Source organism: Geobacter grbiciae (assembly GCF_018531165.1).
Classification (GTDB): Bacteria; Desulfobacterota; Desulfuromonadia; order Geobacterales; family Geobacteraceae; genus Geobacter; species Geobacter metallireducens.
The window spans coordinates 263,816-288,239 of sequence record NZ_JAHDIW010000003.1 but is presented as its reverse complement, the minus strand read 5'-3'; the positions used below and the strand labels follow the sequence as shown (position 1 = coordinate 288,239).

General features: G+C 61.2%; 28 protein-coding genes. 6 read left to right on the top strand and 22 right to left on the bottom strand.

The features are described 5' to 3' along the window. Positions 1-31: 31 nt before the first annotated feature. Together KJB29_RS19680 and KJB29_RS06840 are read right to left on the bottom strand one after the other, a co-directional pair. Positions 32-904 (bottom strand): EamA family transporter, encoded by an 873-nt coding sequence (locus KJB29_RS19680; RefSeq protein ID WP_215733946.1) that lies wholly within the window; start codon positions 902-904, stop codon positions 32-34. Positions 905-955: 51 nt separating this feature from the next. After that, on the bottom strand, positions 956-1,834 hold the full coding sequence (locus KJB29_RS06840) for an AraC family transcriptional regulator (RefSeq protein ID WP_215733945.1): 879 nt from the start codon (positions 1,832-1,834) through the stop codon (positions 956-958). 158 nt (positions 1,835-1,992) lie between these two features. On the opposite strand from KJB29_RS06840, the gene KJB29_RS06835 reads away from it, so the two are divergent. Together KJB29_RS06835 and KJB29_RS06830 are read left to right on the top strand one after the other, a co-directional pair. Then, positions 1,993-2,238, top strand: coding sequence for a type II toxin-antitoxin system Phd/YefM family antitoxin (locus KJB29_RS06835; protein ID WP_215733944.1), 246 nt, complete (start codon positions 1,993-1,995; stop codon positions 2,236-2,238). Continuing rightward, complete coding sequence (locus tag KJB29_RS06830; RefSeq protein ID WP_215733943.1) at positions 2,228-2,515, top strand: type II toxin-antitoxin system RelE family toxin; 288 nt, start codon at positions 2,228-2,230, stop codon at positions 2,513-2,515. Before KJB29_RS06835 ends, KJB29_RS06830 begins: the two co-directional genes overlap by 11 nt. A 23-nt stretch (positions 2,516-2,538) precedes the next feature. Here the strand turns inward: KJB29_RS06830 and KJB29_RS06825 are convergent, their stop codons facing one another. The 8 genes from KJB29_RS06825 to KJB29_RS06790 form a co-directional block, all read right to left on the bottom strand. Continuing rightward, positions 2,539-3,357 (bottom strand): class I SAM-dependent methyltransferase, encoded by an 819-nt coding sequence (locus tag KJB29_RS06825; RefSeq protein WP_215733942.1) that lies wholly within the window; start codon positions 3,355-3,357, stop codon positions 2,539-2,541. 2 nt (positions 3,358-3,359) lie between these two features. Beyond that, a complete protein-coding gene (locus KJB29_RS06820; RefSeq protein ID WP_215733941.1) occupies positions 3,360-4,067 on the bottom strand; it encodes a DUF2461 domain-containing protein in 708 nt (235 codons plus the stop codon). Positions 4,068-4,147: 80 nt separating this feature from the next. Next, positions 4,148-4,708, bottom strand: coding sequence for a cysteine hydrolase family protein (locus KJB29_RS06815; RefSeq protein WP_215733940.1), 561 nt, complete (start codon positions 4,706-4,708; stop codon positions 4,148-4,150). A gap of 18 nt (positions 4,709-4,726) precedes the next feature. After that, complete coding sequence (gene hemG / locus KJB29_RS06810; protein WP_215733939.1) at positions 4,727-5,254, bottom strand: menaquinone-dependent protoporphyrinogen IX dehydrogenase; 528 nt, start codon at positions 5,252-5,254, stop codon at positions 4,727-4,729. 93 nt (positions 5,255-5,347) lie between these two features. Further along, positions 5,348-5,887, bottom strand: a complete 540-nt coding sequence (locus KJB29_RS06805; protein ID WP_246560647.1) for a hypothetical protein — start codon at positions 5,885-5,887, stop codon at positions 5,348-5,350. A 213-nt stretch (positions 5,888-6,100) separates the two neighbouring features. Beyond that, the gene (locus tag KJB29_RS06800; protein WP_215733937.1) at positions 6,101-6,604 is read right to left on the bottom strand and encodes a pyridoxamine 5'-phosphate oxidase family protein; all 504 of its coding nucleotides are present in this window, start codon (positions 6,602-6,604) and stop codon (positions 6,101-6,103) included. 57 nt (positions 6,605-6,661) lie between these two features. Next, complete coding sequence (locus KJB29_RS06795) at positions 6,662-7,273, bottom strand: SAM-dependent methyltransferase (protein ID WP_215733936.1); 612 nt, start codon at positions 7,271-7,273, stop codon at positions 6,662-6,664. A gap of 172 nt (positions 7,274-7,445) precedes the next feature. Beyond that, the gene (locus KJB29_RS06790; protein WP_215733935.1) at positions 7,446-9,788 is read right to left on the bottom strand and encodes a GAF domain-containing sensor histidine kinase; all 2,343 of its coding nucleotides are present in this window, start codon (positions 9,786-9,788) and stop codon (positions 7,446-7,448) included. A 266-nt stretch (positions 9,789-10,054) separates the two neighbouring features. Here KJB29_RS06790 and KJB29_RS06785 point away from each other — a divergent pair, with 266 nt between their 5' ends. Beyond that, positions 10,055-10,759, top strand: a complete 705-nt coding sequence (locus tag KJB29_RS06785) for a YkgJ family cysteine cluster protein (protein WP_215733934.1) — start codon at positions 10,055-10,057, stop codon at positions 10,757-10,759. A 24-nt stretch (positions 10,760-10,783) separates the two neighbouring features. Here KJB29_RS06785 and KJB29_RS06780 read toward each other — a convergent pair whose 3' ends face one another. From KJB29_RS06780 to KJB29_RS06760, 5 genes are all read right to left on the bottom strand, one after another. After that, positions 10,784-11,611, bottom strand: coding sequence for a class I SAM-dependent methyltransferase (locus tag KJB29_RS06780; RefSeq protein ID WP_246560644.1), 828 nt, complete (start codon positions 11,609-11,611; stop codon positions 10,784-10,786). A gap of 24 nt (positions 11,612-11,635) precedes the next feature. Then, entirely contained in the window at positions 11,636-12,142 is a 507-nt protein-coding gene (locus KJB29_RS06775) for a glutaredoxin domain-containing protein (RefSeq protein WP_215733932.1), read from the bottom strand. Positions 12,143-12,176: 34 nt separating this feature from the next. Continuing rightward, positions 12,177-12,494, bottom strand: a complete 318-nt coding sequence (locus KJB29_RS06770; RefSeq protein WP_215733931.1) for a DMT family transporter — start codon at positions 12,492-12,494, stop codon at positions 12,177-12,179. 137 nt (positions 12,495-12,631) lie between these two features. After that, positions 12,632-13,393 (bottom strand): hypothetical protein, encoded by a 762-nt coding sequence (locus KJB29_RS06765; protein ID WP_215733930.1) that lies wholly within the window; start codon positions 13,391-13,393, stop codon positions 12,632-12,634. A gap of 204 nt (positions 13,394-13,597) precedes the next feature. Continuing rightward, positions 13,598-14,278 carry a class I SAM-dependent methyltransferase gene (locus KJB29_RS06760; RefSeq protein ID WP_215733929.1) on the bottom strand — a complete coding sequence of 227 codons (681 nt, stop codon included), beginning with the start codon at positions 14,276-14,278 and terminating at the stop codon, positions 13,598-13,600. 120 nt (positions 14,279-14,398) lie between these two features. Here KJB29_RS06760 and KJB29_RS06755 point away from each other — a divergent pair, with 120 nt between their 5' ends. Then, on the top strand, positions 14,399-15,928 hold the full coding sequence (locus KJB29_RS06755) for a B12-binding domain-containing radical SAM protein (RefSeq protein ID WP_215733928.1): 1,530 nt from the start codon (positions 14,399-14,401) through the stop codon (positions 15,926-15,928). Positions 15,929-15,937: 9 nt separating this feature from the next. Here the strand turns inward: KJB29_RS06755 and KJB29_RS06750 are convergent, their stop codons facing one another. From KJB29_RS06750 to KJB29_RS06735, 4 genes are all read right to left on the bottom strand, one after another. After that, positions 15,938-16,243 (bottom strand): HigA family addiction module antitoxin, encoded by a 306-nt coding sequence (locus tag KJB29_RS06750; protein ID WP_215733927.1) that lies wholly within the window; start codon positions 16,241-16,243, stop codon positions 15,938-15,940. 14 nt (positions 16,244-16,257) lie between these two features. Further along, positions 16,258-18,615 carry an endonuclease MutS2 gene (locus KJB29_RS06745; protein ID WP_215733926.1) on the bottom strand — a complete coding sequence of 786 codons (2,358 nt, stop codon included), beginning with the start codon at positions 18,613-18,615 and terminating at the stop codon, positions 16,258-16,260. Positions 18,616-18,790: 175 nt separating this feature from the next. Continuing rightward, positions 18,791-19,156 carry a peptide chain release factor family protein gene (locus KJB29_RS06740; protein WP_215733925.1) on the bottom strand — a complete coding sequence of 122 codons (366 nt, stop codon included), beginning with the start codon at positions 19,154-19,156 and terminating at the stop codon, positions 18,791-18,793. Between the two features lie 3 nt (positions 19,157-19,159). Beyond that, positions 19,160-20,089 (bottom strand): DMT family transporter, encoded by a 930-nt coding sequence (locus KJB29_RS06735; protein ID WP_215733924.1) that lies wholly within the window; start codon positions 20,087-20,089, stop codon positions 19,160-19,162. A gap of 139 nt (positions 20,090-20,228) precedes the next feature. Here KJB29_RS06735 and KJB29_RS06730 point away from each other — a divergent pair, with 139 nt between their 5' ends. Together KJB29_RS06730 and KJB29_RS06725 are read left to right on the top strand one after the other, a co-directional pair. Then, positions 20,229-20,858 carry an O-methyltransferase gene (locus KJB29_RS06730; protein ID WP_215733923.1) on the top strand — a complete coding sequence of 210 codons (630 nt, stop codon included), beginning with the start codon at positions 20,229-20,231 and terminating at the stop codon, positions 20,856-20,858. Positions 20,859-20,886: 28 nt separating this feature from the next. Next, entirely contained in the window at positions 20,887-21,300 is a 414-nt protein-coding gene (locus KJB29_RS06725; protein WP_215733922.1) for a hypothetical protein, read from the top strand. A gap of 182 nt (positions 21,301-21,482) precedes the next feature. Here the strand turns inward: KJB29_RS06725 and KJB29_RS06720 are convergent, their stop codons facing one another. From KJB29_RS06720 to KJB29_RS06710, 3 genes are all read right to left on the bottom strand, one after another. Further along, positions 21,483-22,385: a L,D-transpeptidase family protein gene (locus KJB29_RS06720; protein WP_215733921.1), complete on the bottom strand. Its 903-nt coding sequence runs from the start codon at positions 22,383-22,385 to the stop codon at positions 21,483-21,485. Positions 22,386-22,394: 9 nt separating this feature from the next. Then, positions 22,395-23,135, bottom strand: coding sequence for a DUF4197 domain-containing protein (locus KJB29_RS06715; protein WP_215733920.1), 741 nt, complete (start codon positions 23,133-23,135; stop codon positions 22,395-22,397). 131 nt (positions 23,136-23,266) lie between these two features. Further along, positions 23,267-24,295, bottom strand: a complete 1,029-nt coding sequence (locus KJB29_RS06710) for a GGDEF domain-containing protein (RefSeq protein WP_215733919.1) — start codon at positions 24,293-24,295, stop codon at positions 23,267-23,269. Positions 24,296-24,424 lie beyond the last annotated feature (129 nt).

Here is a 24,424-nt window from a genome sequence, read left to right as displayed (position 1 = left end):
TGTAAAAAATCAAGTGGTTCGGGAAGTTGGACTATCCCAGCCGAATCATGATGGCGCCCGCCAGTATCACTAGCGCCGCACCGAGCCTGATCCGGCCGCACGATTCGCCAAGGAAGAGGATGCCGATGAGCACCCCCATGAGGATGCTCACCTGGCGCACCGGCACGGCATAGCTCACGGGGGAGAGGTTCAGCCCGTAGCGGAAAGTGAGAAACGACGCCATCATCACCGGACCGCTCACGAGGATGAGCGGCCAGTGCTCCCGGAACTCCTCGACGATGAGGGGGCGGTAGCAGGGGCGAAGGAGGTTGACCGACATGAGCCCCAGCATGATGAGGACGAGGAAGTAGGTGAAGTAGAGGGGGGTGTAATCCCGCACCCCCACCTTCTCGGCGATGGAGCCGAGGGAGTAGATGAACCCCGCGGTCAGGGCGTTCCGCACCGTGGAGGAGCCGAGATTGCGGAAGGGGCGGAAGAATTCGTCCAGGGAGAGGCGCTCCATCTGCACCGAGAAGGCCCCCAGGATCACCAGCACGATGCCGACGATCCCCGGCATGGTCAGTCGCTCCCCCAGGATGCTCATCCCCCAGATGGGGACGTAGACCATGGAGGTCTGGGAGAGGGGGTAGACAACCGACAGGTCGCCCCCCCGGTAGGCCCGGCCGTTGAAGAGGTGGTAGAGAACGAAACAGACCGCCCCGGCCGACACCAGGAGGAGGGTCGAAAAATCGGGCCACCGGAACCGCTCCGGCAGAAACGGTATCGTGAGGGTGAAGAGGGAGCTGGAGGCGACGAACATCCACCAGATGAAGACGGTCTTGTGCCGGCTCCGCTTCACCAGCAGGTTCCAGAGGGCGTGCATCACGGCGGAGATGACGATGAGGGTAAAGGCGAGAGTGCTCACGGGAGAAGTATAGCGAAACCAAAATTTTAGCGATAGTAAAATTTTAAACTTTCACTCAACCGGCATCCAGATCTCGGATCTGAGGTTCTCCGGTTTGGTGCGCCGCGGGTCCCGGTTGAGATAGACCTCGAAGCAGGGGGCATCCCGCAGCTTCTCGCCGCTGATCGGCAGCCAGCGGGAGAAGATCGCACGGTAGGTGTCCGCAAAGTTCTCATAGGGCCCCTTGTGGAGAAAGACAGTATAGCGCCCCCCGGCGATGGACTTCTCACCCACCTCTCCTTCCGGCTTCACATCGCCTGCAAAGGTAACGCAGGCGTCATAGCGGATGTTCTCCTCTGGGGTGATGGACGGGTCATCGTGGGATATGCCGATGAGCCGGGTATCCTTCGTCATGAGGCGCCGGGAATAGGCGAACTTCATCAACGCCTCCCAGGCACCAGCGGCAACCTCGCCGTAGGGTCCGGTCCGCCGCACGAACAGAATCTTCGTTTCCGGGATCTGCCGTATTTCAGCATCTAGCGCCATCGCCTCTTCCGCAGTCGGCAGCCCCCTTTCCTCTTTCAACAGTTCGCTTCTTTCCATGGCCCTCTCCTTTCGATAGTCGGTGGGGCTCACGCCAAACTGTTCGCGAAACGCCCTCGTAAAGGCGGCCGGCGTTTCGTAGCCGGCCATCAAGGCAACCTCGGTGACATTCTCCTCCCCAAGGGAGAGCCGTAGCGCCCCGCGCTCCAGGCGAAGCCGCCGCACATGGCCGTGGAGAGACTCTCCCACGTGGGCAGCGAAGAGCCGGTGGAAGTGGAACGGCGAAAAGCAGGCGACTCTTGCCAGGATTCCCAGGGAGAGCGGCTCGTCCAGGTGCCCCTCGATGTGGAGCAGAACCCGGTTGATCCGCTGCCGGTGGTCGTCGATGGTTTTTTCGCGTGGTGGCATGGCGTAACCTCCGGGCAGGAAACTACTATGAAGCGGTGATGGGGCGCTATTCCGATCTTGCGATCTTGCCCCCAATAGAAGGAGATTAAAGCAGTTGCCGCTCCGGCAAAAAAGACCTATATTTGTAGCTGAAATCAAATCACGAATGAGGTCTTTTTATGGAACGTATCTATGCCGGCGCATCGGTCAGCATCAGCGACCTGAAGAAAAACCCCTCCCGCATTATCAATGAAGCCGAAGGCTCGCCCGTGGCAATCCTCAACCACAACAAGCCCAGCGCCTACCTGATTCCGGCCGATGCCTTCGAGGCGCTGATGGAAAAGCTGGAGGATTACGAACTGGCACGCGTCGTCAAGGAGCGGGAGAGCGAACCGACCGTCAAGGTTTCACTCCATGAGCTATAGCCTCGAATTCAAGGAATCGGCCCTCAGGGAGTGGCGAAAGCTGGACGGCACAATCCGGGAACAGTTCAAGAAAAAGCTCGCCGAGAGATTGGAGCGCCCTCGGGTCGATTCGGCCAGACTTTCCGGCATGGCTGACTGCTACAAGATCAAACTGAAAAATGCCGGCTATCGGCTTGTCTACCAGATTGACGATAACCGTATCGTAGTCGTCGTGGTGGCCGTGGGAAAGCGGGAAAACCTTGCCGTGTATCGGGCAGCCGGGAAACGGGTAAAGTGACCGGAACAGCATCAATCACACTTCTACTCACTCGCCAAGGCAGAGCCCTCCCTCACCCCTACGAGGTAAACACGATTGAAGACAAGCTCCACCAACCCATCCTCCCGGGATTGGCGGGTGAAGGCGGCGCGGACGATCTCCCTGAATGCGGCGCGGTATGCCTCGCTGAGAGGAGCGTCGTAGCAACCGGGATTGAGATAGCCCGCCGCCGCGCCGGATTCAAAGATGGTAATGACCTCCTGGGGATGGTGATAACTCTTCTCCTCGGATATCGTGACGAAGGGGACAGTGAAGCCGGCCGCTTCAAAGAGTCGCCGGTAGTCGTCGACGCTTTCGAGGAAGAACCAGGGGGAGTGAAAGGTGGCGAAAGTCTCCCGCGTACGGGGATCGGTGGCCACATCATCGATTGCCGCGACGAAGTTTGGGGAGTAGGCCGACCGTGCCGGGGCTTGGATACCAATCCTCCCGCCAGGGCGAAGTGCTCGGCGGCATCCGTTGAGGGCCATTGCAGGACCGGTAAACCACTGGAAGGCGGAGTTGCAGAAAATGACGTCGAATTCCCCCGCAAATGCTAATTCCTCCGCTGCCATGACCTCAAGGGCAATGTCCAGACCAGCGTTTCCAGCCCACGCCTCCCGCACCATACCTGCCGCCGGGTCTACTCCTGCCACCCCCCCGGTGGTCATCCCCCGGATCTTCCTTGTCAGGTTCCCCACGCCGCAGCCAAGGTCGAGCACGTCCTCGTTCCCTCCAATGGCGAGGATGGCGAACAACCGCTCCGCAGCCGATTTCTGCACCAGCGAATCTCGCTCATAGCGCTGTGCAATCCGATCGAAATCCATGCTTATCTCCCCAAGCATTCGTAACCATTATGGACTAACCGAAGATAGTCGTAGAACGGTGCCAGCATCCCAAAGCCGGTGCGCAGGTCATCCACGAGTTTCCGCGAGAAGAGGGCATTGTCCGGCTGCCGATTGCAGACAAGATAAAAATTTTTTCGCCGGTGCCACTCTTGCAGATCCTCGGGCAAATCGTGCCGCAACGGCCTTCGATAAATCTCTCCCTCAAGCGCAAACCTTTCCTGCTTCCCAAGGAAAGCCACGACCTCCCGAAACTGCGCAGGCTTACGCTCGATCGTTTCCCGCAACCGGTCCATGGTCCGTTTCGAGGCGCTGTAAAATCCCATGCCGAAACGGTAGGAACAGGCGGTCAGCTCGAAAAAATAACACGGCGCATCCCGCCACTCCGTAATCTGACGCTTGAAGGTGATCCACAGGGTTGTCTTGTAAGGGGATTTGTCGCGGGAAAAGCGCGTGTCGCGGTGAATGCGGGAAATCGCTCTGCTCGGAACCGTCACAAAATCCTGGTCAATGGAGAGCATGAAATCGGAAAGCTCCGCAACCAGGGCCTTCATCGGCTCCAGCAGGCGTTCTTCATAATCCCCTCGGTGCGCCTCGAACCATGCTTTTGTGTTGTTCTCGGCCAGGTTGCTTATAAATGCCAAGGTTCCAGGGGAAAACCCGGCAAACGTGCCGTGAGGGTTATCGTTCATCTTCATTCCTTTGTAGAGTCCACATCTCGTCCATGCTTTCCCATCTGGCGAAGCCATCAGGAGCACGCCTAGCCCGGACCTCAGCCCTTCTTCCCGGCCAGGGAGCCGACCCATGCCGCTGTTGTCATCACCGTGGCGAACATGAGCTGTTGTGTCACCAGCACCGTCCGGTGAAGCTCTTCGGCGGTGACGGAGCCGGCGTTGTTAGCAAACGCCAGCGTTCCCGTGGCATCGGAGAGGAACTCCACGCTGAAGCCCCGGTGGAACGCCTGGCGGGACGTGATGTCGCAGCACATCTGGGTCATGTAGCCGCTGATGACCACGGTGCCGATCTCCCGCTCGCGGAGCCAGGCCTCCAGGCCCGTGCCCGTGAAGCTCCCCGGCAACTGCTTTTCCAGCAGCAGGTCGTGGGGGCGTTGGGCCACCTCGGGGTGAAGGTCCCAGGCCGGCGTTCCCGGCTGGAAACTCGCCGCACCGGGGCGGTTGGACGAATGGCGGACGACGACCACCGGAATCCCGTTGGCCGTGGCGGCATCCATGGCAGCGATGATGTTGGCGCAGCTCCCAGCCGGATGGGTTACCGGCAACGCACCGGTGAAGTATTCGTTTTGCACGTCGATGACCAGCAATGCCTTTTTCATGGTCCTCTGTCCTTTCCCCTACATATCGCTTATCACTCTCCCGAAGGCCTCGACCTGGCCCCAGTCGGTGAATTCCACAACGGCCCTGGGGTCGGTCGGCCCCTTGGTCATCCGCATGATCAGCCGAATCATCAGGCGGTCGAAAAACCGGTAGCTCGGATAATCGATTTTTCCGGCGAAGACAGCCAGCTTTCTCGGTTTCCACTCTATTCGATTGAGGAATTTCTGCAGGTAGGGATTGTGCTCGGGCGTGCTCTTTTCGGGTTTGCGCGCCACGACGTTTACCGAAAAAAACGCGTTCGGTCTGCTCTCCAGAAATGACTTGTTCTTCTCGATGAAGTCGGTAATCAGCGTGCTGTGCTTACCGTAGCGGATGCTGGCCCCGATGACGATCTTGTCGAAGGCCGTCAGGTCAAGGCTCGGTGCATCCTCAATGGGAACAACGGTGACGTGGTGTGACTGACGTTCGATGACCTCTTGCAATCTCCGGGATATCTTTCCGGTTTGCCCGTCCGTGGTGGCATAGATGATGAGAATGTTTGCCATGATCTGAAGAAGTTTCCTCTCGGGGTATGGTCGTGACAGCGTGAAGGTCTGTCGCTGCGCGCCCAGCCAGGACCGTGTCCCTAGCTGCTATGGCTAGAATTTACTCCGGTCACCGCCGGAAGAGCGCTCCAGTTTTTTCTCGCGGACTCGCCGGTCTTCAACCGCCGCCTTTTCCGCAAGCTTGTCGTCAACGTACAGGACGACCACCTCTCCGCCCATCATTTTCCAGTGCGATTCCATGGTTACCGTGTCGCCGCCCCCCTTCCAACTGCGGCGCTTCACATCGCGCACCTTGTCGACCAGTCCTCCGATCATGCTTTCCGCTGCCGGCTCACCCTGGTCCTTGTATTTGGTATCGAGTTGCCGGGCAATGGTATCAGCCAGAACATCCATATCCGCCTTTTCTGAAGACATGGGGAGCACCACCGTCACCCGCAGCGTGTGGAGCACACGGCTCAAGGGCGCGAACGAAAAAAGTATCCTCGCATCATACCCCATGAGCTTGGTGTCGCACTGGTATTCAACCTTGACGGCCAACTCCTCGGGCTCCTTTTTTGAAAACAACCCGCCACCCGCCAACTTGACAGAGACATCCTTCTTTTTCCCCGCCTCAATGACTCGGTCAGGTTTCATGCCGGATTTCCACACATCAAACACGAAGGCATCCGCCGATGCAGAAGCGATCAGCAGGAGTCCTAAAGCTGAGATTATGCGTTTGGTTGCTGCTCTGTGAGACATATGTTTCCTCCTGATTGGGCAATGGATTCTCATTGCACCCTATCTATGCTCAAGGTGGACCGATCAGATTTTTGTAACGGTCTTACTTTCTGGTTGGCAATTGCGTTTTCAGCGAATTACAGTGTGAACCGGAGAGAGTGGGTTCTCTTTCCCGCTCATCGACTCAATGGCAATCCTTACTATGGCGGTGTTCTCGATGTTCTCATCTCCTATGGGAGGCACAGGATAGGTGGAAGGCACGTATTTTTGCACCATTCTTTCCAATATCGCCCTCTTCTCAAGCGAGCCTTCCACAACGCCGGCTTTTCCGAAACAAACGACGCTTTTGTAAACCTGACTTATCCCGCAACTTCGTTCCAAAAGGACCAGCGGACCAACCTCGTCTACCAGGAAACAGACGCGAGGGTCGGCTTGAAGCGCTTCCATTTTTCGACCCGACAGTCCACTGTGAAAATATATGCAATTTTCGAAAAACACGTAGTTGACGGCAACAACGTATGGACCGTCTTCAGTTACGACGGCCAATCGGCCAACGGGCATTCGCTCCAGCAAGAGCTCCATTTCCCGGGGTGTCTTTATCTTTCGATCCGTGCGTCGTGGTTCTGTTTTCATTCGGATTCTCCAACGGCATGAGCCTGACCAGCAGGTTTCAGAGCCGGGCCTGCCCATTCAGCCCAACGGCTTGCGCGCCACCACCTGCACCACGGCGCCCCGCCCGGTGTGGAACCGTCCCTCCACCACCTCCCGCTCGATCTCCCGGGCCTGGAGGAATTCCAGACCGGCCAGCTCCTCCCGCAGGCCGGCAAGGGTCATCATCACCTCCTCCGTCGGCGGGCCACCGGTCCGAAGCTTCAGCTGCGCCGGCGTGTACGCCTCCAGAATGAAGAGCCCGCCGGGGCGCAGTCCCTCGACCACTTTGCGGTGGAGTGCCCGGCGCACCTGCGGCGGGACATGGCAGAAGATGGAGACGATGGCGTCCCAGCACACCGGTTCGATGGCGAATTCAGCCAGATCGGCGGTCTCGGTCTCGATCCGCACCCCGCTCTCCTCAGCCAGCCGCGCCGCCTTGGCCAGCCCCACGGCGGAGGAATCCACCGCCAGTACCCGATGCCCCTGCTTTGCCAGAAAGACGGCGTTCCGTCCTTCTCCCTCGGCGAGGCAGAGGACATCCCCCGGCGGAATCTGCTGGACCACTTCGGCGAGGAATGCATTGGGCTCCCGCCCGTAGACAAAATCCGTCGTATCGTATCGTTCATCCCACATGGTTTTCCGGTCAGACATGGCTGCTCCTTCTCGATTTCACGGTGATATAGTGCCTTTAAAATAACGGACAACGCTAGCCGCCAGGCTTCGGGGGCGGTAGGCCCGGGCGGGTGCAGCGGTCAAGTCCGCGTCTCCTTTTCATCCTCAACCACCACCATTGAAACCGGCCCCGGCGTTTCAGCAGTCACCGTCACACCTCGATCCTGAACTCTGCGCCGTCGGCCGTGTTGCACACCGTCAGCTTCCCCCCCATGTTGTTCTCGATGATCGTCTTCGCCATGAACAACCCCACCCCTGACCCCTGATGGGGCCCCTTGGTGGTGAAGTAGGGATTAAAAATCTTGTCCATGATCTTTTCCGGGATGCCGCCGGCATTGTCGGCAATGGTCACGACCGCCTTCCGGCCTTCGGCGCCGATGGTGATGGTGATCTTCGGGTGCTGCACGCCCCTCTCCGTCAGGGCATCCCTGGCATTGATCAGGATATTGAGCAGTGCCTGGGCGAATTCGTTCTCATAGCCGGTTATAACTACATCATCCAGCACCTTCAGCTCAACATCGATCTGCTGGTGCCGTAGATTGTCCCCGATGAGCGACAGGGACCGGGCGATTGTCTCGCGCCCGCTGAAATCGATCCGGGCCTTGTCCGGCTTGAAATAGTTTCTGAAATCATCGATGGTCTTGGACATGTACTGGATAAGCTCCATCGACCGGTTGACCGCCTGCTCCAGGAATTCCCTGTTGAACTCGCCAAGATCGTAGAACAGGGGCAACTGCTGGATGGTGAGCCCCAGGGTGTTCAGGGGTTGCCGCCACTGGTGGGCGATATTGCCGATCATCTCACCCATGGCTGCCTGGCGCCCCTGAACCAGCAGCATCCGGTCCTTTTCCCGCAACTGCGCCGTCCGTTCGGCGACCCGCTGTTCCAGAATCTCGTTCAGCTTTCTAAGCTCCTCTTCGGCCTGCGTCCGTTCGATGAGGTCGGTGACCTGTCTGGCCAGCAGGTCCATCCGCCACAGGTCGTGCTCATCGGGCACGTGCGGCGAGTCCCAATGCGTGGTAAGGACGCCGAGCACCCGGCCGGAGCGGGTGAAGAGCGGCGTGGATTGCATCGCGCGCACCCCGGCGGCGCGCAGCACCGACAACGACGGCGTGCCGGCGAACAACGGGCTTTCCTCCACGTCGTGGACCACCACCCGTTCGCCGCACTGCATCGCCTTGCCACACGTGGAGGCGACGTTTTCGGCGGCCGTAAAAAAATCCAGGAACGGCGGCTCGTGGCCGTGGTGCGCAACAATATGCAACGTATCGGCTTCGAGCAATTGCAGCGTCCCCTTGGCCGCGCCGACGATGCTTAATGCCGCGTCCATCGCCTCCTGGAGGAGCTGCTGGAGACCCGCCGTTTCCAGTTGCTTGCCACTTAACTCGTGCATGCGCGTAAGGGCGGCCAAGTCCGCCTGCAATTCCTTCTCTGCCTTGCGCCGCAGCATGGCGACGGCCACATGGTCGGCGACCGTCTTCATCAGCTCCAGATCGTCACTGCTGAACGAATCCCTGTCGGTCGCCCCGAAGGAAAGAGTCCCGATGGCTTCGTTAGCCGGGCCCAGCAGCGGATGACAGGCATAGGCGCGAATGCCGAGGCTCCGAACCAGCGAACTGCGCGGATCGGCGCTGGACCCGAGGCTTTCTGCATGAACCCGGCAGCGGCCCTGTGCGGCCGTGCCGCAGAGGGAGCCGGAAAGCTCCAGGCCTTCCACAAGCCGCGCCAGCCGCTGGTCCACCCCGCCGCAGGCGTTGAATTTGAGCCTCCCGGTGTGGGGATCGAAGAGATAATTGAAAAAGACCGCGCAATGCAGAAACTCCCGGACCCCATTGCATAATTGCTCGACCACGTCCTGGGGATCCACGGCGGTCAGCAAGGCGCTGATGGTACGAGACAACAGTTCGGAACGTTCCTCGCTCTCGCGCAGCTCCTTTTCGACTTTCCTGCGCTGGGTAATGTCGGAGAAACAGACGGCAATGCCGTCGCCAAGCTTGATGGTCATGTTGCGGAACCAGCCGTCAACCCCCTCGGACTGGTAGTGAAGCTCGTAATCATGGGGTTCGCCCGTCTCGACAACCTGAACGTAGCGCTCGAAGAGGTCGCTGTTCTCCTGGTTTCCGGGCAGGACCTCCAGCAGCCGCCGACCCACCAGCTCTGCCTGTGGTTGCCGCAACATCCGGCTTGCCGGCGGATTCACGTATGTCCAGCGGAAATCCACCACATGTCCACCATCGTCCCGGACAGCTTCCATCAACGTAAAGCCGTCCAGTGAAAGCTCCTGGGCCGCCAGGAACCGCGTTTCGCTTTCCTTCCGCGCCAGCACGGCGCTTTTCCGCTCTACCTCCTCCTCGGCCAATCGCCGGGTCAGCTCTTCCGCCATCCGGGCCTGCGATTCGGCCTCGCGGGCACGCTTTTCCGCCTCAACAAGGCGAGCGCGGAGGTCCTTGTTTTCCGCCAGCAACTCCTTACTGGTTTTCGTATCTCTAGTCATGGACTGAAGCCTCTGCGCCCGTTTCGAGGAGAACCGGTTCTTCCTGAGCCGGATACTGGCTCGCAACGGCGGATGGTGCAGCTTGACGAACAAGGGCGCGACGACCGTTCCCATCAAACTATAATAAATTGCCAGCCTTGAGAGTCAAGGGATGGGAGAGGGCCGGAGTGCTCGTCCCGTCACACCATTGACACGGAAAAGCCAATCCATTACTGTCGCCGGAGCCGGCAACGGCCACCACCCGCAACATACAGAAGGAGTGAGGCATGTGGCAGCAACTTATGGCTGAAGTCAGGGACCAGCAGGCGCTGTTCGACGTTGCGGTCAGGGAGTGGGTTGCCGGCTACGCCCTGAAGCAGGGGACCATTCACTGCGGGAAGGGATGCCATGCCTGTTGCAGCCTGGCGGTAAACTGCACCTTCACCGAGGCCCAGGCCGTCTCGGCGGGCCCTGCCGACCGTCACGCCACAGCCCTGGCCCAGCACGCGGCAGCGATCCGGGCCGCTGCCTTTTCCTCCTCCGATTTCCCGTCGTTTCTCCGGGCACGTCGGGCGCTGGGCGACTGCCCATTCCTCGACAACGACGGGGCCTGCGGCGTCTATGGCCGGCGCCCCTTCTCCTGCCGCTCCCTCCTCGCCACCAGGGAGAGCCACTGGTGCGGCGCCGACTTCTCGACCCTTTCCCGGGAAGAAAAACGGGCCTTCATGGAGAGCCTCGACCAGACGGTGGTGGCCTTTCCCATGCACTACGTGAAGGCCACTCAGGAGTTGGGGCAGGAGTTCGAGGAGCGCAGCGCCGGCCGCATGATCGAGACCTTCGGCTTCAGCCTCTACGGGAACCTCCCGGCCCTGGTCTTCCTGGAGCGCGAGCACCGGCTGAGCGAAGCGGTAGCAAAGGGACGGGATGCGGTGCAGGAGCTGGTGGAGCGGGCGGGATACGGCCATCCCTTCCTCGTGTCATTCCTTCCCTGACGCCTGCCGGACCAGTCTACTTCATCACGGCTTGCGGCAGATCAGCTGTATGGGGTGGGTGCGGCCTTCCTCGATGTTGCGCGCGGCATTGCGCATCTTCTCCACCATGGACTCCCCCATGAACAGATGCAGCCCCAACGGCGGCAAGGCGCCCTTTTCGGCCCGTTCGATCACCTTCCGGTACCCGGCGGCGCACTTGGCCCCGGTATCCTCGACGGTGATGGCTTCGAACCCCGTCCTTTCAAGAATCGCCCGGGTTTCGGCCGGCGCGGTCAGATAGGCGCCGGTGCCATCGTCGGACCAGGGGAGGGGGTAATGGGGATTCCCCTTCGGCCCCAACCCGTGCTCCGAGAGCGCGAAAAAGGCACCGGGCTTCAGCACGCGGTACGCCTCCGCGAAAAATCCCGCACGATCGGCCACGCTCATGGTGACGTCCTGCGTATAGGCGCCGTCAAAGCAGGAATCCGGATACGGCAGGCGCTGGCCGTTGCCCTGGGCGATTTCCACCTGTTGTTCCATGCGGAGAAGCGCCGTCAGCCTGTTGGCCGCCTCCACGAAAGGGCCGGTGATGTCGATGCCGCTCACCCGGCACTGGAACCGTTTCGCCATGTACCGGGCCGGGCCCCCCAGCCCGCAGCCGATGTCCAGGATCTGCTCGCCGGCATTGATCGGGAGCCGGTCGGCGAACTCCACGGTCGCGGGAAAGCCCCGGGAATGGAAATGGTCCACCGGCGCCAGCTCTTCAACCGTCAGGCCATCCAGGGGCTTCGCCATCTGGTTTAGAGCCGCCACGATCAGGCCGAACACGTCGCCTCTCCCCCAATGGTCCGCGATTGCTTGTACGTCTGTCATATCCCCCACGGTCGCCTCCAAAACCTACTTGCTGTTGTTCAGATAATACTCCAGGGTCTCCGGAGAGAAGCCTGACATCTTGTTCGACCCGATGATGATCAGCGGCACGCCGTTCCCTCCAAGCTCCCGGTGCCGCTGCCGGGCGGCGCTGTCCTTTTCGATGTCGTAGGCCACATAGGGAATCCCCTTGCTCTTCAGGTAGCTCTCCGCCCGCCGGCAGTAGCCGCACCATGAGGTCACGTACATCTCCACCGTGCCGGTGAAGTGTTCTTTTTTTGGGGAAGCGGGTTGCGCTTCCGCTGCGGCAGCGCCCTTGGCGCTACGCTTGGCGGGCGCCGGCTGAGGGGGAGGAGCGGGAGCGAAGTCGCCATCGTTGTAGACCTTCACCTTCTTGCGCTTCTTGGATGGGGGAGGAGGCGTGTCCGTGATGACCACGGTCCCCTTCCCGTCCACCCACTGGTACATCTCGGCGCCGGCGAGGGAACAGGAAAGGAGCAGGATGAGGATGGAAAGGAGTGTGCGTGTTGGCATTGGTCCTCCTGACAATGGAGTTGGCGCACAGGTATCAATGCGCCATTTTGAGCGTGGCAACTCCAGCCACGATAAGTGCCACGCCCGCGTATCGAGCAATTGACGTCGGATCACCATAATAGTGAACCCCGACAAGAAAGGTTCCAGCAGCGCCTATGCCTGTCCAGACGGCATAGGCAGTGCCGATTGGAATTTGCCGCTGAGCCATCCAAAGAGAAAGTCCGCTGAAAGCCATGAAAGCAACGGCGACCCCAATGCCCGGCCACCGGGTCTCGGGTGCTTGTGCCATCTTCAGGCCGACTGGCCAGCCGATCTCAAAGAGGCCGGCAAGAACGAGGTAAAACCATGCCATGATGATCTCCGTACTTGGGAACTAATGGAGCGGGGGATTGACCTGCCAGCCCAGTCTTTTCGGGCGGGCGGCGCCCAACTGTCTTGTTAGCAGACTCACTCTTTATTACAGAAAATGGAAAATGGTGAATTGACCCTTTATCTTCCCGTATTGTCTACCACTTTATCTTCACAAGAATTTAGTTTTAAGACATTGTTTTCATCCTTCATCAATCTTATTGGTTTCCATGTATTACTCGTTAACTCTTCAATATCCCTGCCTGTTATTTCAGACAAAACTGAAATAAATTTATTCACATTTTCTGCCCTGCATAAGTTCAAATCCCAAATGGTTACAGCCAAAAAACAAGATAAATACCAAGGCTCTCTTGTATTTCGTATACTCAAAGCCCTCATAATTGACCTATTTATGAAGCTGTAATTTGCCTTTGATATAATAACTTCTTTTGATTTAAACAATCTGTAAGTGGCAACAATTTTATCCTTATATAAGGTAATATCCTTCATCAAAAGCATATCTACAATTAACCAGGCAGAACCCATAAGGCCTATTGGAGCAAATATTTTTGTAATAATAACCCCTCGTATGCTTGCATCATTTAAGGGTGAAGAAGATGCAACTCCGCACGCCATAAATGCAGGCACTAGGGGGACATACAATGCCCAAGCTATCCGCCACCATTCATACTTCAGCAAGACCAGGGGATTTTCGCCACCATGGGACTCGATTTTTTCTAATCCATTGGTCTTCCCGGGCTTATAGAACACATAGCAAATAACCAAGAAAAGCAAAAGCGGTGCAACGAGCATTAGCACAATGCCTGAAAAGACGACAAGACCTCTTCCATATTCATTTTTCAGCAAAGTACCAAGCAAGCCTCTGATAAATTCATATAACATGTATCAAGCGCCCCTCCATTAATCAGGTCTTCAATTGTTCACATGTTAACTCGATATTAAGCGGTTCACGCGCGCGCGTGAACCGGTGATCTACCGAAATGGAACATTTCTTCAAGGAGAGAAAAACACATCTCCCGGCAGCGATTTGGCCTTTCGGGACTGTAGCAAGAGCCCCAGTGGTTAGCAATATCCAATCTCACGAACTCATCCCCGTCGCAAAACATTCAGCCTCCGCCCCGCATCAAGCACAACCCCCTCCGCTGTCCGGTGCCGGGCCAGAAACTCCCGCACCTCCTGCTGGAACGCCTCAGGCTGCTCCCCGAAACCGGGGAGCTTCGTGGCGATGAAGTCATCCTCGTCGGCAAAGAGGAACCGGGCACGGAAGAGGACCGTCTCCCCCACGGTCCAGCCATGGAGCCCGTGCATGGCCCGGATGGCGGCCTCCCGGCCGGGGCGCTCGTCGCCGCTGCCGGCGCCGAAGCGCTCCTTGGCCTCGGTGAAGGAGCCGCCATCGCCCGGTTCCACCACGGCGATGGCGCCCCCGTCCCGCACAAGGCCGGCGGCAGTGCGGAGGCTTTCGTTCATCCGATCGAGGGGAACATGGTGGAGGGAGAGGGTGTAGATGACCACATCGAAGGAGGCGGGGGGGAAGTGGAGGACGCCATCGGGCATGGGGAGGAATTGGACGTTGGGGGCGGGGACGGCGGAGCGGGCCTTTGCCAGGGCAGTTTCGTCGGGGTCCACGGCCACGACCCGGCGGGCGTGGCGGGCCAGATCACGGGTGATGCGGCCGGTGCCGCACCCCACTTCGAGGACCTCTTTCCCCGCCAGGTCGCAGTGGGCGGTGATGGTGCGGATGTACTCGTCGGTCGGGTCCTGAAGCACGGCAATTCCCTCGTTTACCCCTGTTTTACATAAAAATTACAGTTACCAAACCTGCCGGGGGGTACAATTTCACCCGGACACTGCCCCCCTGACAGGGAGGCATGGATCACGGAGGATTCCATGAACGTTCTTCTCGTCTACCCCCGCTACCCCGATTCCTTCTGGAGCTTCAGCCACGCCCTGAAATTCGTCGGCAAGAAGGCCGCGTTTCCCCCCCTGGGGCTCCTGACCGTTGCCGCCCTCTTCCCCGATTCCTGGGAAACGCGCCTCATGGACCAGAACGTCCGGGAGGTCACCGATCAGGACCTGGCCTGGGCCGACATGGTCTTCGTGAGCGCCATGACCATCCAAAGAGACGCGGTGCGGGACATCCTCGCCCGGTGCCGCCGGCTGGGGATCACCACCGTGGCCGGCGGCCCCCTCTTTACCACCGCTCCCGAGGATTTCCCCGAGGCCGACCACCTGGTGCTGGGGGAGGCGGAGCTGACCTTCCCCCCCTTCCTCGACGATCTGGCGGCGGGGCGCGCCCAACGCTCCTACACCACCAGCGGGCGGGCCGACCTGACCCGGACCCCGCTCCCCCGGTGGGAGCTTCTGGACATCCGGGACTACGCCGCCATGAACATCCAGTACTCCCGGGGGTGCCCCTTCGACTGCGAGTTCTGCGACATCACCCAGCTCTTCGGCCGCAGGCCCCGGACCAAGAGCTGGGAGCAGCTGGTGGCGGAGCTGGACGCCCTCCACACCCGTGGCTGGAAGGGGGGCGTCTTCTTCGTGGACGACAACTTCATCGGCGACCGGAACAAGCTGAAGCGGGAACTCCTCCCCACCATCATCGCCTGGCAGCAGGCACACGGCCGCCCCTTCTCCTTCTTCACCGAGTCGTCCATCGACCTGGCCGACGACCCCCAACTCATGGCCCTCATGGTGGAGGCGGGATTCACGGAGGTCTTCATCGGCATCGAGACCCCCCACGAGGAGGGGCTTGACGAGAGCGGCAAGGTGCAGAACCGCAACCGCGACCTCCTGGAGAGCGTCAAGCGGATCCAGCGGGCAGGGCTCCAGGTGCAGGGGGGGTTCATCGTCGGCTTCGACAGCGACCCGGCCTCCATCTTCGAGAAGCAGATCCGCTTCATCCAGGAGAGCGGCATCGTGACCGCCATGGTGGGGATGCTCACGGCCCTGCGGGGGACCAAGCTCCATCAGCGCCTGGCCGACGAGGGGCGGCTTCTGCGGGACGCCTCGGGGAACAACACCGCTATCGCCCTCAACTTCATCCCCCGGATGCCAACGGAAGAACTCATCCGCGGCTATCGGCAGATCCTCAAGGAGATCTACGCCCCCCGCCCCTACTACCGGCGGGTGATCACCTTTCTCAAGGAGTACCGGACCCCGCCGGGAGGATTCCAGCCGAACCCGGCCCACCTGCGGGCGTTCTTCAGCTCGATTCTATTCCTGGGGGTGCTGGGGAGGGAACGGTTCCAGTTCTGGAAGCTCTTCGCCTGGTCCCTGGTGCGGCGCCCCCGGCTCTTCCCCCTGGCCATCACCCTGGCCATTTTCGGATTCCACTTCAGGAAGGTGGCCGAGGGGATCAGCGCCACCGGCATGTTCGAGGGGAAGGAGTTCGAGGGGAAGGAGTGCGCGGAGTGAGCTGAATAACTACGCCACGAGGCGCGTATGGACCTCGCGCTCGATTTTCGTACCCAGTTCCCGTTCTGCAATCTTGAGGTCGTAACTGGTCTGCAGATTAAGCCAGAACTGGGGTGTCGTGCCGAAGTACCGGGCCAGCCTGAGCGCCGTGTCGGGCGTGACGGCGCGGCGCTCGCGCACAATGTCGTTGATGCGCGGCGCCGGCACCTTGAGTTCCAGCGCCAGTGCATGGGCGCTCATCCCCAGGGGGATCAGGAACTCTTCGCGCAGCACTTCACCGGGATGGATGGGGCGCATTCTGTTTGTCGGATTCATAACGTGTCTCCCTCCTACCGCAGCAATACCACCGTGGCCCCCTCTCCCCCCTCGAAGGGCTCGCCGGGGCGGAACTCCCGCACCAGGGGGTGGCCGTCCAGGTACTCCCGCACCCCCCGCATGAGGGCGCCGGTACCCTTGCCGTGGACGATCCGCACCTCGCCGTACCCTTCCAGTGACGCGTGGTTCAGGAACGGCTCCAGCCGCCCCAGGGCATCGTCCACCCGCAGGCCGATGAGGTTCAACTCGTGGGGGGTCGCCTCCCGGGAGGGGGCGGCGATCTTGGCGGCGGCCTTGGCCTTGGGCTTCTTCCCCCCCTTTTCCCTCGGCGGGGCCACGTCGGCCGCCTCCACCACCAGCTCGAAGGTGCCGGCCCGGACCTTGAGGGTCTCCCCCTTCCGGTCAACGGCGAGGACGGTCACGTCGTGGCCGAGACGCTTCACGTGCACCGTGTCCCCCTCGTTGATGGCCTCCAGGGGAACGCGCTCCTCGGGGTGGAACTCCTGGAGCTTCTCCTCGACCCGGGCCTCGGCCTCGTCGATCTTCCTCCGCGCCTCGCGGCTCTTCTCCTTGCGGGCCTCCTCGATGATGGCGTTCACCTCCCGCCGGGCCCCCCGGACGATCTCCTTCGCCTCCTGAAACGCCTTTTCCACCGCCTCCCGCCGTCTGGCCTCGGCCTCGGCCAGCCGCTCACGGACGATGCGGGCCTTCTCCTCGGCATCCCGCCGCAGTCGCTCCGCCTCGGCCAGGGCCTCCTCGTGGCGGCGGCGCTGGTCCTTCAGCTCGGCCAGAAGCTCGTGGAACTCGGTCTCCATCCGGGAGAGCATGCCGGTGGCGAACTCCACCACCCGGTCGGGGAGGCCGTAGCGGCGGGCGATCTCCAGGGCGTGGGACTGCCCCGGTTCCCCCTTCTTGAGGCGGTAGAGGGGGGTGAGGGTCGCCCGGTCGAACTCCATGGAGGCGTTCACCATTCCGTCCCGCTTGTGGACGAAGCCGACGATGTCGGTGAGGTGGGTCGTGGCGATGACCCGGGCCCCCTTCTCCTGCAAGTTGGCCAGGACGGCGCAGGAGATGGCCGCCCCCTGGACCGGCTCGGTACCGGTCCCCAACTCGTCCAGGAGCACCACGGTCCGATCGTCTGCCCGATCGAGAATTCCCGCGATGTTGGAGACGTGGGCCGAGAAGGTGGAGAGGCTCTGCTCGATGGACTGCTCATCGCCGATGTCCACCAGGAGGTCGGAGATGAGGGGGAACGACGAGGTGGATGCGGCCGGTACCGGAAGTCCCGCCAGGGCCATGAGGTGGAGGAGACCGGTGGTCTTGAGGGAAATGGTCTTGCCGCCGGCGTTGGGACCGGTGATGACCATGACCTGCTCAGTTTCCCCGAGGGAAAGGTCCAGGGGCACGACCCTGCCGGCACCTCGCTCCCGGGCCATGAGGGCCAGGAGGGGATGCCGCCCTTCGTTCACCCGGATGAAGCGGGCGTCGTTGATCTCGGGGTTTTCGGCGGAGAGGGAATCGGCAAAGGTGGCCACGGCGTTCAGGAGGTCCAGGTGGACCAGGGTCCGGAACTGTTCCGCCAGCCCGTCGGCCTCGTGGCGAAGCATCCGGCAGATGGCTCGGACGATGCGGATCATCTCGGCCTTCTCCTCGGCCACCAGGTTTTCCAGTTCGTTGGCGAGGCCGATGATTTCCAATGGTTCCATGAAGGCGGTCTCGCCGGAGTTGGAGACGTCGTGGACCACGCCGGGGACCATCCCCTTGGAGTCCATCCGGACCGGGATCACCCACCGGCCGCCTCGCTGGGTGATGAAGTCGTCCTGGAGGAAGGTGGTGACGCCGGTCTCCCGGACGATCTCGGCCAGCCGCCGCCGGATCCGCTCGGTGAGGGCGCGCTTCCTCTTGCGCAGGTCGAAGAGGAGCGGCGAGGCGGAGTCGAGGATCTCCCCTTCGCTGTCGATGGAGACCTCCAGCTCGTCCAGGATGTCGGGGAAGCCGGTCACGTGGCCGGCCAACTCCTTCAGGAGCGGGATGTCGGACCGGTAGGCGAACTGTTTGGCGATGGCGGTCATGGTCCGGAGCACCGGAAAGAGTATCACCAATTCCGTGGGGTCGAGGACCGCACCCTCGGGGCGCACCGCGTCCAGAAGGGCCGAGATGTCGTCGAACGTGGAGAGGGGGATGGCGATCCCCTGCTGGGTCATGCGCCGGATCTCGTCCACCTGGCCGAAGCGCCGGGTGATGGCCGACCAATCGTCCAGGGGGCGGATCAGGGCGATCTCCTCACGGGTGGCGCTGCTGTGGCCGTAGCCGGCGATGGCCGCGAGGATCTTGTCGAATTCGAGAGTGCGGAGGGTTTCGTGTCGTATCATCAGGGAAATCCTTTGTAAAAGGCTTATTGAAACACAGAGCAACAGAGCAACTGAGAAAAGATAAATTTCTGTTTTCGGAATAGAGCCGAACAAACGATTGTCAAGGGTGTGATCTTCAGCCTATCGAGTTTACTCAGTTGCTCAGTTGCTCAGTGTTATTAAATGGTTTTGGGACTTATTCCTTCTCGTATTTCCCGCTGGCGCGCCGCTTCCGCCGCGCTTTCTGCTTCTTCAGCTTATCCACCTTGGGGTCCCGGAAGCTCTCCCCCTTCTGGAGCCGCTCGATCCGCTCCAGAATCTCCCGTCGGGCCAGGAACCGGTTCACGGACTGGCTCCGGTCCTTCATGCACTTCACCTCGATCCCCGTGGGGCGGTGCTTGATCTGGACGCAGGTGGCGGTTTTGTTCACGTGTTGCCCCCCGGCGCCGGAGGAGCGGACGAAGCTCTCTTCCAGGTCGGCCTCGGCCACCCCCAGCTCCGCCATCTTCTCCCGAAGCCAGCGGTTCTTCTCCTCGCTGACGGCAAAGGTGGGGGTGGACATACACTAAGACCCTTCCGCGCCATCAAGATGGTAGAGCCGGCGATGCTTCTGCTCCAAATAGAGCCTCCCCAGGAGCGGACCGGCCACGGCCACCAGGATCAGCATGCACCCTACGAGCTCCCGAGGGGTGAGGCGCTCCCCCAGGATGAAGACCCCGGCCAGCATGCTCCAGACCGGGTCAAGGGTGTAGATGAGCCCCGCCTTGGTGGGGGTGGTGAAACGCTGGAAGGCGTTCTGGAGCGTGAAGCAGATGACCGTGGGGAAGATGGCGCAGTAGGCCAGGGACCACCCCCCGGCCGCGCCGATGGTGAACGCCGGCCACGGCATGGCAAGGGTGATGGCCGCCCCCGCGAGGGCCACGGTAGAGAACTGCACGAAGGTGACCAGGTAGACGTCCTCATCCCGCAGGACCCGCGACACGGTAATGATGTGGATGGCAATGAACAGGGCGCAGACCGTGGAGAGGAGGTCACCCCGGTTGAACCCCTCGGCCCCGCCGCTGGCCAGTTCCCAGAGACCGGCGACCGCCAGGAAAACTCCGGCAAAGGTGATCCGGTCGAGCCGCTCCCGCCAGATCAGGAACGAAATGAGGGGGATGAAGAGGACGAAGAGGTTGTTGAGGTAGCCGGCCCGGGAGATGGTGGTCCCCGAGACCCCCAGGACAAAGGTGAGGTTCACCGCCGCCAGGGCCACCCCCACCATGGCTCCGCGCCGGACAATGTCCCGGTTCAGGCGGGAAAGCCGCGGGATGCAGATGATCCCCATGAGAAGCGCCGCCAGGGCGAAGCGGAAGAAGAAAAACTGGATTGGGGGAATCTCACGCATTCCGATCTTGTTGAAGAGGAAGCTCCCGCCCCACAGGACCGTGGTGAAGACGAGGATGGCGGTGACCTTCCCCTGGGGCATCGGTGCCGATTCGCGCGCGTGTGTCATTGGGTCATTAAAGACCGGGGGGCTGAGGAAGTCAACACGCAGTTTTCGCCCTTTTTCCCGGCTCGAATTGCGCATCCCGGCGAAAGTGTTAGACTTAACAGACTGTATGGGTAACGGATACCTGGAAGGAATACGAACGATGATCCCCATAACCGATCCCCGCATCGAGGAGTACCTCATGGGGCTGGCGCCCGAGGATAACCCCAGCCTCCTCGCAATGGAAAGCCGGGCCAAGGCTTTGGGCTTCCCCATCGTTGACCGCCTGGTTGGGCGGTTCCTCTATATCCTCACACGCCTCAAGCAGCCCCGCCTCGTGGTGGAACTGGGCTCGGGATTCGGCTACTCGGCCTGGTGGTTCGCCCGGGCCATCAGCATCACGGGGAAGGTGGTCATGACCGACTACTCCCCCACGAACATCGCCTACGCCAAGGAGAAGTTCCAGGAAAGCGGCCTCATCGACCGGCTGGAGTTCCGGGTCGGCGATGCCCTGGAGATCGGCCGGGAATACCACGACATCGACATCCTCTTCATCGACCTGGACAAGCACCAGTACCGGGAAGCCATGGAGGCCATGATCCCGCACCTCGCCCCCCATGCCCTGGTCATCGCCGACAACGTCCTCTGGTACGGCAAGGTGGTGGAGGGAGAGGACGACCCCGAAACCCGCGGCATCCGGGACTTTAACGATTTCATGACCGGCAGGAAGGACTTCTTCACCTCCATCCTTCCGCTGCGGGACGGGGTGATGGTCGCCTATCGCCTGTCATAACGCCAGAACGGCATCACAAGGGGGAACCATGAAACGAATCGTCACTGCGGCAGTCATCCCGTTCCTCGCCCTCACGGCGGGGTGCGCCACCAAAACATTCGTCCAGGAGCAGACCGCCCCCCTGGCGGACCGGATCAGCGGACTGGAAAAGCGGCTGAATACCATCGAGGCCCAGGTTGCCGATCTGTCGAAACGCCCCGTGGCCACACCAGCCGACCTGGACGCCGTGAAACGCGAAAATGCCGATATCCGCACCCAGGCCCAGCAGTCGGCCCAAAACGCCCAGCAATCGGCGGAAGCGGCCGCCGCCGCTGCAACCAGGGCCGAGACGGCGGCCACAAAGGCCGATGCAGCCGCAACGAAGGCAGAGGGAGCCGCCCAGCAGGCGGAACAGTCGGCGGGGAAATCAACGAAGGCCTTCGAGCTCCAGCAGAAGAAATAATCCCGGCAAAAGCATTTGAAACACAGAACAACGGAGCAACAGAGCCAAATCCAGGGCAAAATCCCTTCCACAGCTGTTTTCGTATGCACGCAACGGCTAAACGGTAAATTGGTTAAACCTGTTGATTTCTCTGTTGCTCAGTTGCTCTGTGTTATCCAACCTGTCGTTTTCAGGATTAGCGGTCACCGGCCGATATCGACCGGCACCCCCCGCTTCTCGGCCAGTGCACGGAAGAGACGCGGGAAATCCACCCGGTCGAGCCTCCCCCGCGCCATGATTAGGCGGGTCGCCTCCGCCGCGTAGTCGATGCCGGCTCCCTCATCCCGATGGACCTCGATGAGGAGCCGCCCCTCCTGATCACCCACCTTCACCGGCTCCCGGACGATGGCTACCGGGGTGCCGGGAGAAACCAGCCGGAAGAGAACGGGGATATCCTCGGGATAGAGCCGGATACAGCCGTGGCTCACGTTACGACCAACCCCCCATGGCCGGTTGGTGCCGTGAATCATCAGGCCGTCGTCGGTCAGCCGCAGGGCGTGGCTTCCGAGAGGATTGTCGGGTCCCGGGGGAACCACGGCGGGTAGGCGGGGCCGCTCCTGGCGTATGGAGAGAGGAACGTGCCAGGCGGGATTGGCGCGCTTCTCCGTCACCCGGTAGACGCCAAGGGGGGTCTCCTTCCCCTCGCTTCCTGTCCCGACCGGAAAGGAGACAATGCGCGGCGTCCCCCCTTCCGGGACGAAGTAGAGGCGAAGTTCGGACAGATTCACCACCAGCCGTCCCGGCACCACCGCCGCCGGAACCACGTGCCGCCCGGGGATGGTGACGGGGCTGCCCGCGGTTGGGACAAAGGGGTCGAGACCGGGATTGGCCGCCGCAATCTCATTGAAACCGAGGTCGTGGCTCCGGGCGACCTCGATGAGCGATTCTCCCTTCCGTGCCTCCTGAAGCGAACTCCGTCCCACCACCTCGGCCGGCCCCGGAAAGATGGTCGCCCCTGCCAACCGCGCCCCCAGAAGCGCCGCCCACACCAACAGCGCAACCTCCCGGCGCCACCGATTCCCGCCATTGCCCCACGGTGCCGCCATGGACCTTTCCTACTGCCCGAACACCGTCTTCAGCAGATCCGTGGTCCGGGCCGCCGGGTTCGTCCTGATCTTCTTCTCCTCCGCGGCCACCATGGTGAAGAGTCCGTCCAGGGCCTTATTGGTCACGTAATCGTTCAGGTCCAGGGAGGGCTTTCCCCCGAAGGCGGCCAGGGGGAGCGCCTGGTACGTCCCGACCATATCCTGGAAGGCCTTGACGGTCCCCACCTCTCCCATGGTTTTCCCCACGGTCGGCTTGAAGGCGTCGTAGAGTTTGCCGCGGGTCTTCTTCTCGAAGAAGTCGGTGGCGGCCCGGTCGCCGCCGTTCAGGAGTCCCCGCGCATCCTCCACGCTCATGTCCCGGATGGCGTCGCCAAAGAAGCGTGCCGCCTGGGGCGCCGCCTTCTCCGCCGACCGGTTCATGCTCAGAACGAACTCATCCACCTGCTGCTGGTACCCCACGGTCCCCAGGAGGTCGGCCACCTTCTGGATCTTGTCGGGGAGCATGATTTTGATGAGCGAGTTGCCGAAGTAGCCGTCGGGCTTCGCCACCTCGTTCACGGCCCGCTCGGTGCCGGTGGCCAGGGCCTCTTTTAGCCCCTTTATAATCGTGGAATCGTCCAGGCTGCTCCCCATCCCCCCCTGGAGGAGCGGCGCCGCCTGGCGGGTGAGGTCGTCCAGAAATCCTGCCTGGCTGGGGGATGCGGAGATGATAAGCGAGAGAGATAAGATGGAGACGAGAATGTAGCGCATGGGGCACCTCCCGGTGGTTAATCAGCTTCACTAGGGAAGTATGCCCCCGTTTCAGGCCAACGCAAGCGGGAGATAGATTGAGGTTTCGCCACGGGCAGTCCGGTAAGCCGCAGGACCTGGCCCGCAGGAAGTTACTTCATGACGACCTTGTTCTTGCCGGTGTACTTGGCCTGCATCTGGCACTCGTCGGCCTTGCGGACCAGCTCTTCGAGGGAATGGTCAACGTCGGGGCCGAATGTCCCCTGGGCCACGCCGATGCTGATGGTTACCGGCACGATCCGGGCGCTCGCCTCCTCCACCTGGATCCGGAGGTTCTCGGCCACGGACTTGAGGGAGGCCGGCTCCACCGGCGAGAGATAGACGATGAACTCGTCCCCGTCATAACGCCCCACCACGTCGGAGCGCCGCAGGTGCGACGTGATGGTGTCGGCCACCACCTGGAGCACCCGGTCGCCGGTCTGGTGACCGTAATTGTCCCCCAGAAGCTTGAAGTAGTCGATGTCGATGAGCATGATGGCCGCGTTGTTCCCGTTGCGCTGGGCCGCATAGGCCAGGGGGGAGACGGCCTGGAAGAAGCCGGCCCGGGTGAGTACGCCGGTCAGGGCATCGGTATGGGACTGGACTGCCAGCTGCCGCGCCTCGTTCCAGAGGCGGAAGAGGGCCTCTCCGAGAAGTTCCGATTCGGCCGTGGCCATGCCGCAGATGCCGATCCCGTCGATGAACCGGCGCAGATACCTGCCGTAGCCCAGGTCGTTGGCATCCTCGCCGGTGACATCCTTGGTCATGCGGCAGAGGCTGGCAAAGGCAGGGTGAAGGAGATAGAGCTGGAGTCGGAAGCCAAGGAGACAGGCGGCCTCGGGAGTGGGCGCCGCCTGGTAGAGCTCGAACTGCTCGTCGATGTTCCGCTCGATCATCTCCAGCTCTTCCCGGGTCTCGGCCGGCTTGTAGATGACGAGGGGAGCGGCCCCTCCCTCGGAGATGGGGGTGTTGAGGCGCTCGTAGAGAGCGCTGTGGTGGTTGGTTTCAGCGGCCACGGTCTCCCAGAAGCTCCGGGCATCGTCCCGGACGGCATGGGCGGCAAAGGCCCTGAAGATGGCCGCGGCCTTTTTCTCCAGGGACAGGCACGAGTCAAGGATCTCCTGCAAAATGTCACACCCCACAGCCGCCTCCTCTCCCCACCCATGGGCAGGGACCGGGTTTTCCTCAGTACAAGGTTGTAAACACTATCACGAAAGACGCCCGCAATTCCACGCAGTTATTCTTAATAAAACCCATCTATAGAATAAGCA

Bases quoted from the DNA above. Each gene is read 5' to 3' on its own strand.
- KJB29_RS06840 (WP_215733945.1), bottom strand. From the start codon at position 1,834: ATGCCACCACGCGAAAAAACCATCGACGACCACCGGCAGCGGATCAAC.
- KJB29_RS06835 (WP_215733944.1), top strand. From the start codon at position 1,993: ATGGAACGTATCTATGCCGGCGCATCGGTCAGCATCAGCGACCTGAAG.
- KJB29_RS06830 (WP_215733943.1), top strand. From the start codon at position 2,228: ATGAGCTATAGCCTCGAATTCAAGGAATCGGCCCTCAGGGAGTGGCGA.
- KJB29_RS06825 (WP_215733942.1), bottom strand. From the start codon at position 3,357: ATGGATTTCGATCGGATTGCACAGCGCTATGAGCGAGATTCGCTGGTG.
- KJB29_RS06820 (WP_215733941.1), bottom strand. From the start codon at position 4,067: ATGAACGATAACCCTCACGGCACGTTTGCCGGGTTTTCCCCTGGAACC.
- KJB29_RS06815 (WP_215733940.1), bottom strand. From the start codon at position 4,708: ATGAAAAAGGCATTGCTGGTCATCGACGTGCAAAACGAATACTTCACC.
- hemG (WP_215733939.1), bottom strand. From the start codon at position 5,254: ATGGCAAACATTCTCATCATCTATGCCACCACGGACGGGCAAACCGGA.
- KJB29_RS06805 (WP_246560647.1), bottom strand. From the start codon at position 5,887: ATGAAACCTGACCGAGTCATTGAGGCGGGGAAAAAGAAGGATGTCTCT.
- KJB29_RS06800 (WP_215733937.1), bottom strand. From the start codon at position 6,604: ATGAAAACAGAACCACGACGCACGGATCGAAAGATAAAGACACCCCGG.
- KJB29_RS06795 (WP_215733936.1), bottom strand. From the start codon at position 7,273: ATGTCTGACCGGAAAACCATGTGGGATGAACGATACGATACGACGGAT.
- KJB29_RS06790 (WP_215733935.1), bottom strand. From the start codon at position 9,788: ATGACTAGAGATACGAAAACCAGTAAGGAGTTGCTGGCGGAAAACAAG.
- KJB29_RS06785 (WP_215733934.1), top strand. From the start codon at position 10,055: ATGTGGCAGCAACTTATGGCTGAAGTCAGGGACCAGCAGGCGCTGTTC.
- KJB29_RS06780 (WP_246560644.1), bottom strand. From the start codon at position 11,611: ATGACAGACGTACAAGCAATCGCGGACCATTGGGGGAGAGGCGACGTG.
- KJB29_RS06775 (WP_215733932.1), bottom strand. From the start codon at position 12,142: ATGCCAACACGCACACTCCTTTCCATCCTCATCCTGCTCCTTTCCTGT.
- KJB29_RS06770 (WP_215733931.1), bottom strand. From the start codon at position 12,494: ATGGCATGGTTTTACCTCGTTCTTGCCGGCCTCTTTGAGATCGGCTGG.
- KJB29_RS06765 (WP_215733930.1), bottom strand. From the start codon at position 13,393: ATGTTATATGAATTTATCAGAGGCTTGCTTGGTACTTTGCTGAAAAAT.
- KJB29_RS06755 (WP_215733928.1), top strand. From the start codon at position 14,399: ATGAACGTTCTTCTCGTCTACCCCCGCTACCCCGATTCCTTCTGGAGC.
- KJB29_RS06750 (WP_215733927.1), bottom strand. From the start codon at position 16,243: ATGAATCCGACAAACAGAATGCGCCCCATCCATCCCGGTGAAGTGCTG.
- KJB29_RS06745 (WP_215733926.1), bottom strand. From the start codon at position 18,615: ATGATACGACACGAAACCCTCCGCACTCTCGAATTCGACAAGATCCTC.
- KJB29_RS06740 (WP_215733925.1), bottom strand. From the start codon at position 19,156: ATGTCCACCCCCACCTTTGCCGTCAGCGAGGAGAAGAACCGCTGGCTT.
- KJB29_RS06735 (WP_215733924.1), bottom strand. From the start codon at position 20,089: ATGACACACGCGCGCGAATCGGCACCGATGCCCCAGGGGAAGGTCACC.
- KJB29_RS06730 (WP_215733923.1), top strand. From the start codon at position 20,229: ATGATCCCCATAACCGATCCCCGCATCGAGGAGTACCTCATGGGGCTG.
- KJB29_RS06725 (WP_215733922.1), top strand. From the start codon at position 20,887: ATGAAACGAATCGTCACTGCGGCAGTCATCCCGTTCCTCGCCCTCACG.
- KJB29_RS06720 (WP_215733921.1), bottom strand. From the start codon at position 22,385: ATGGCGGCACCGTGGGGCAATGGCGGGAATCGGTGGCGCCGGGAGGTT.
- KJB29_RS06715 (WP_215733920.1), bottom strand. From the start codon at position 23,135: ATGCGCTACATTCTCGTCTCCATCTTATCTCTCTCGCTTATCATCTCC.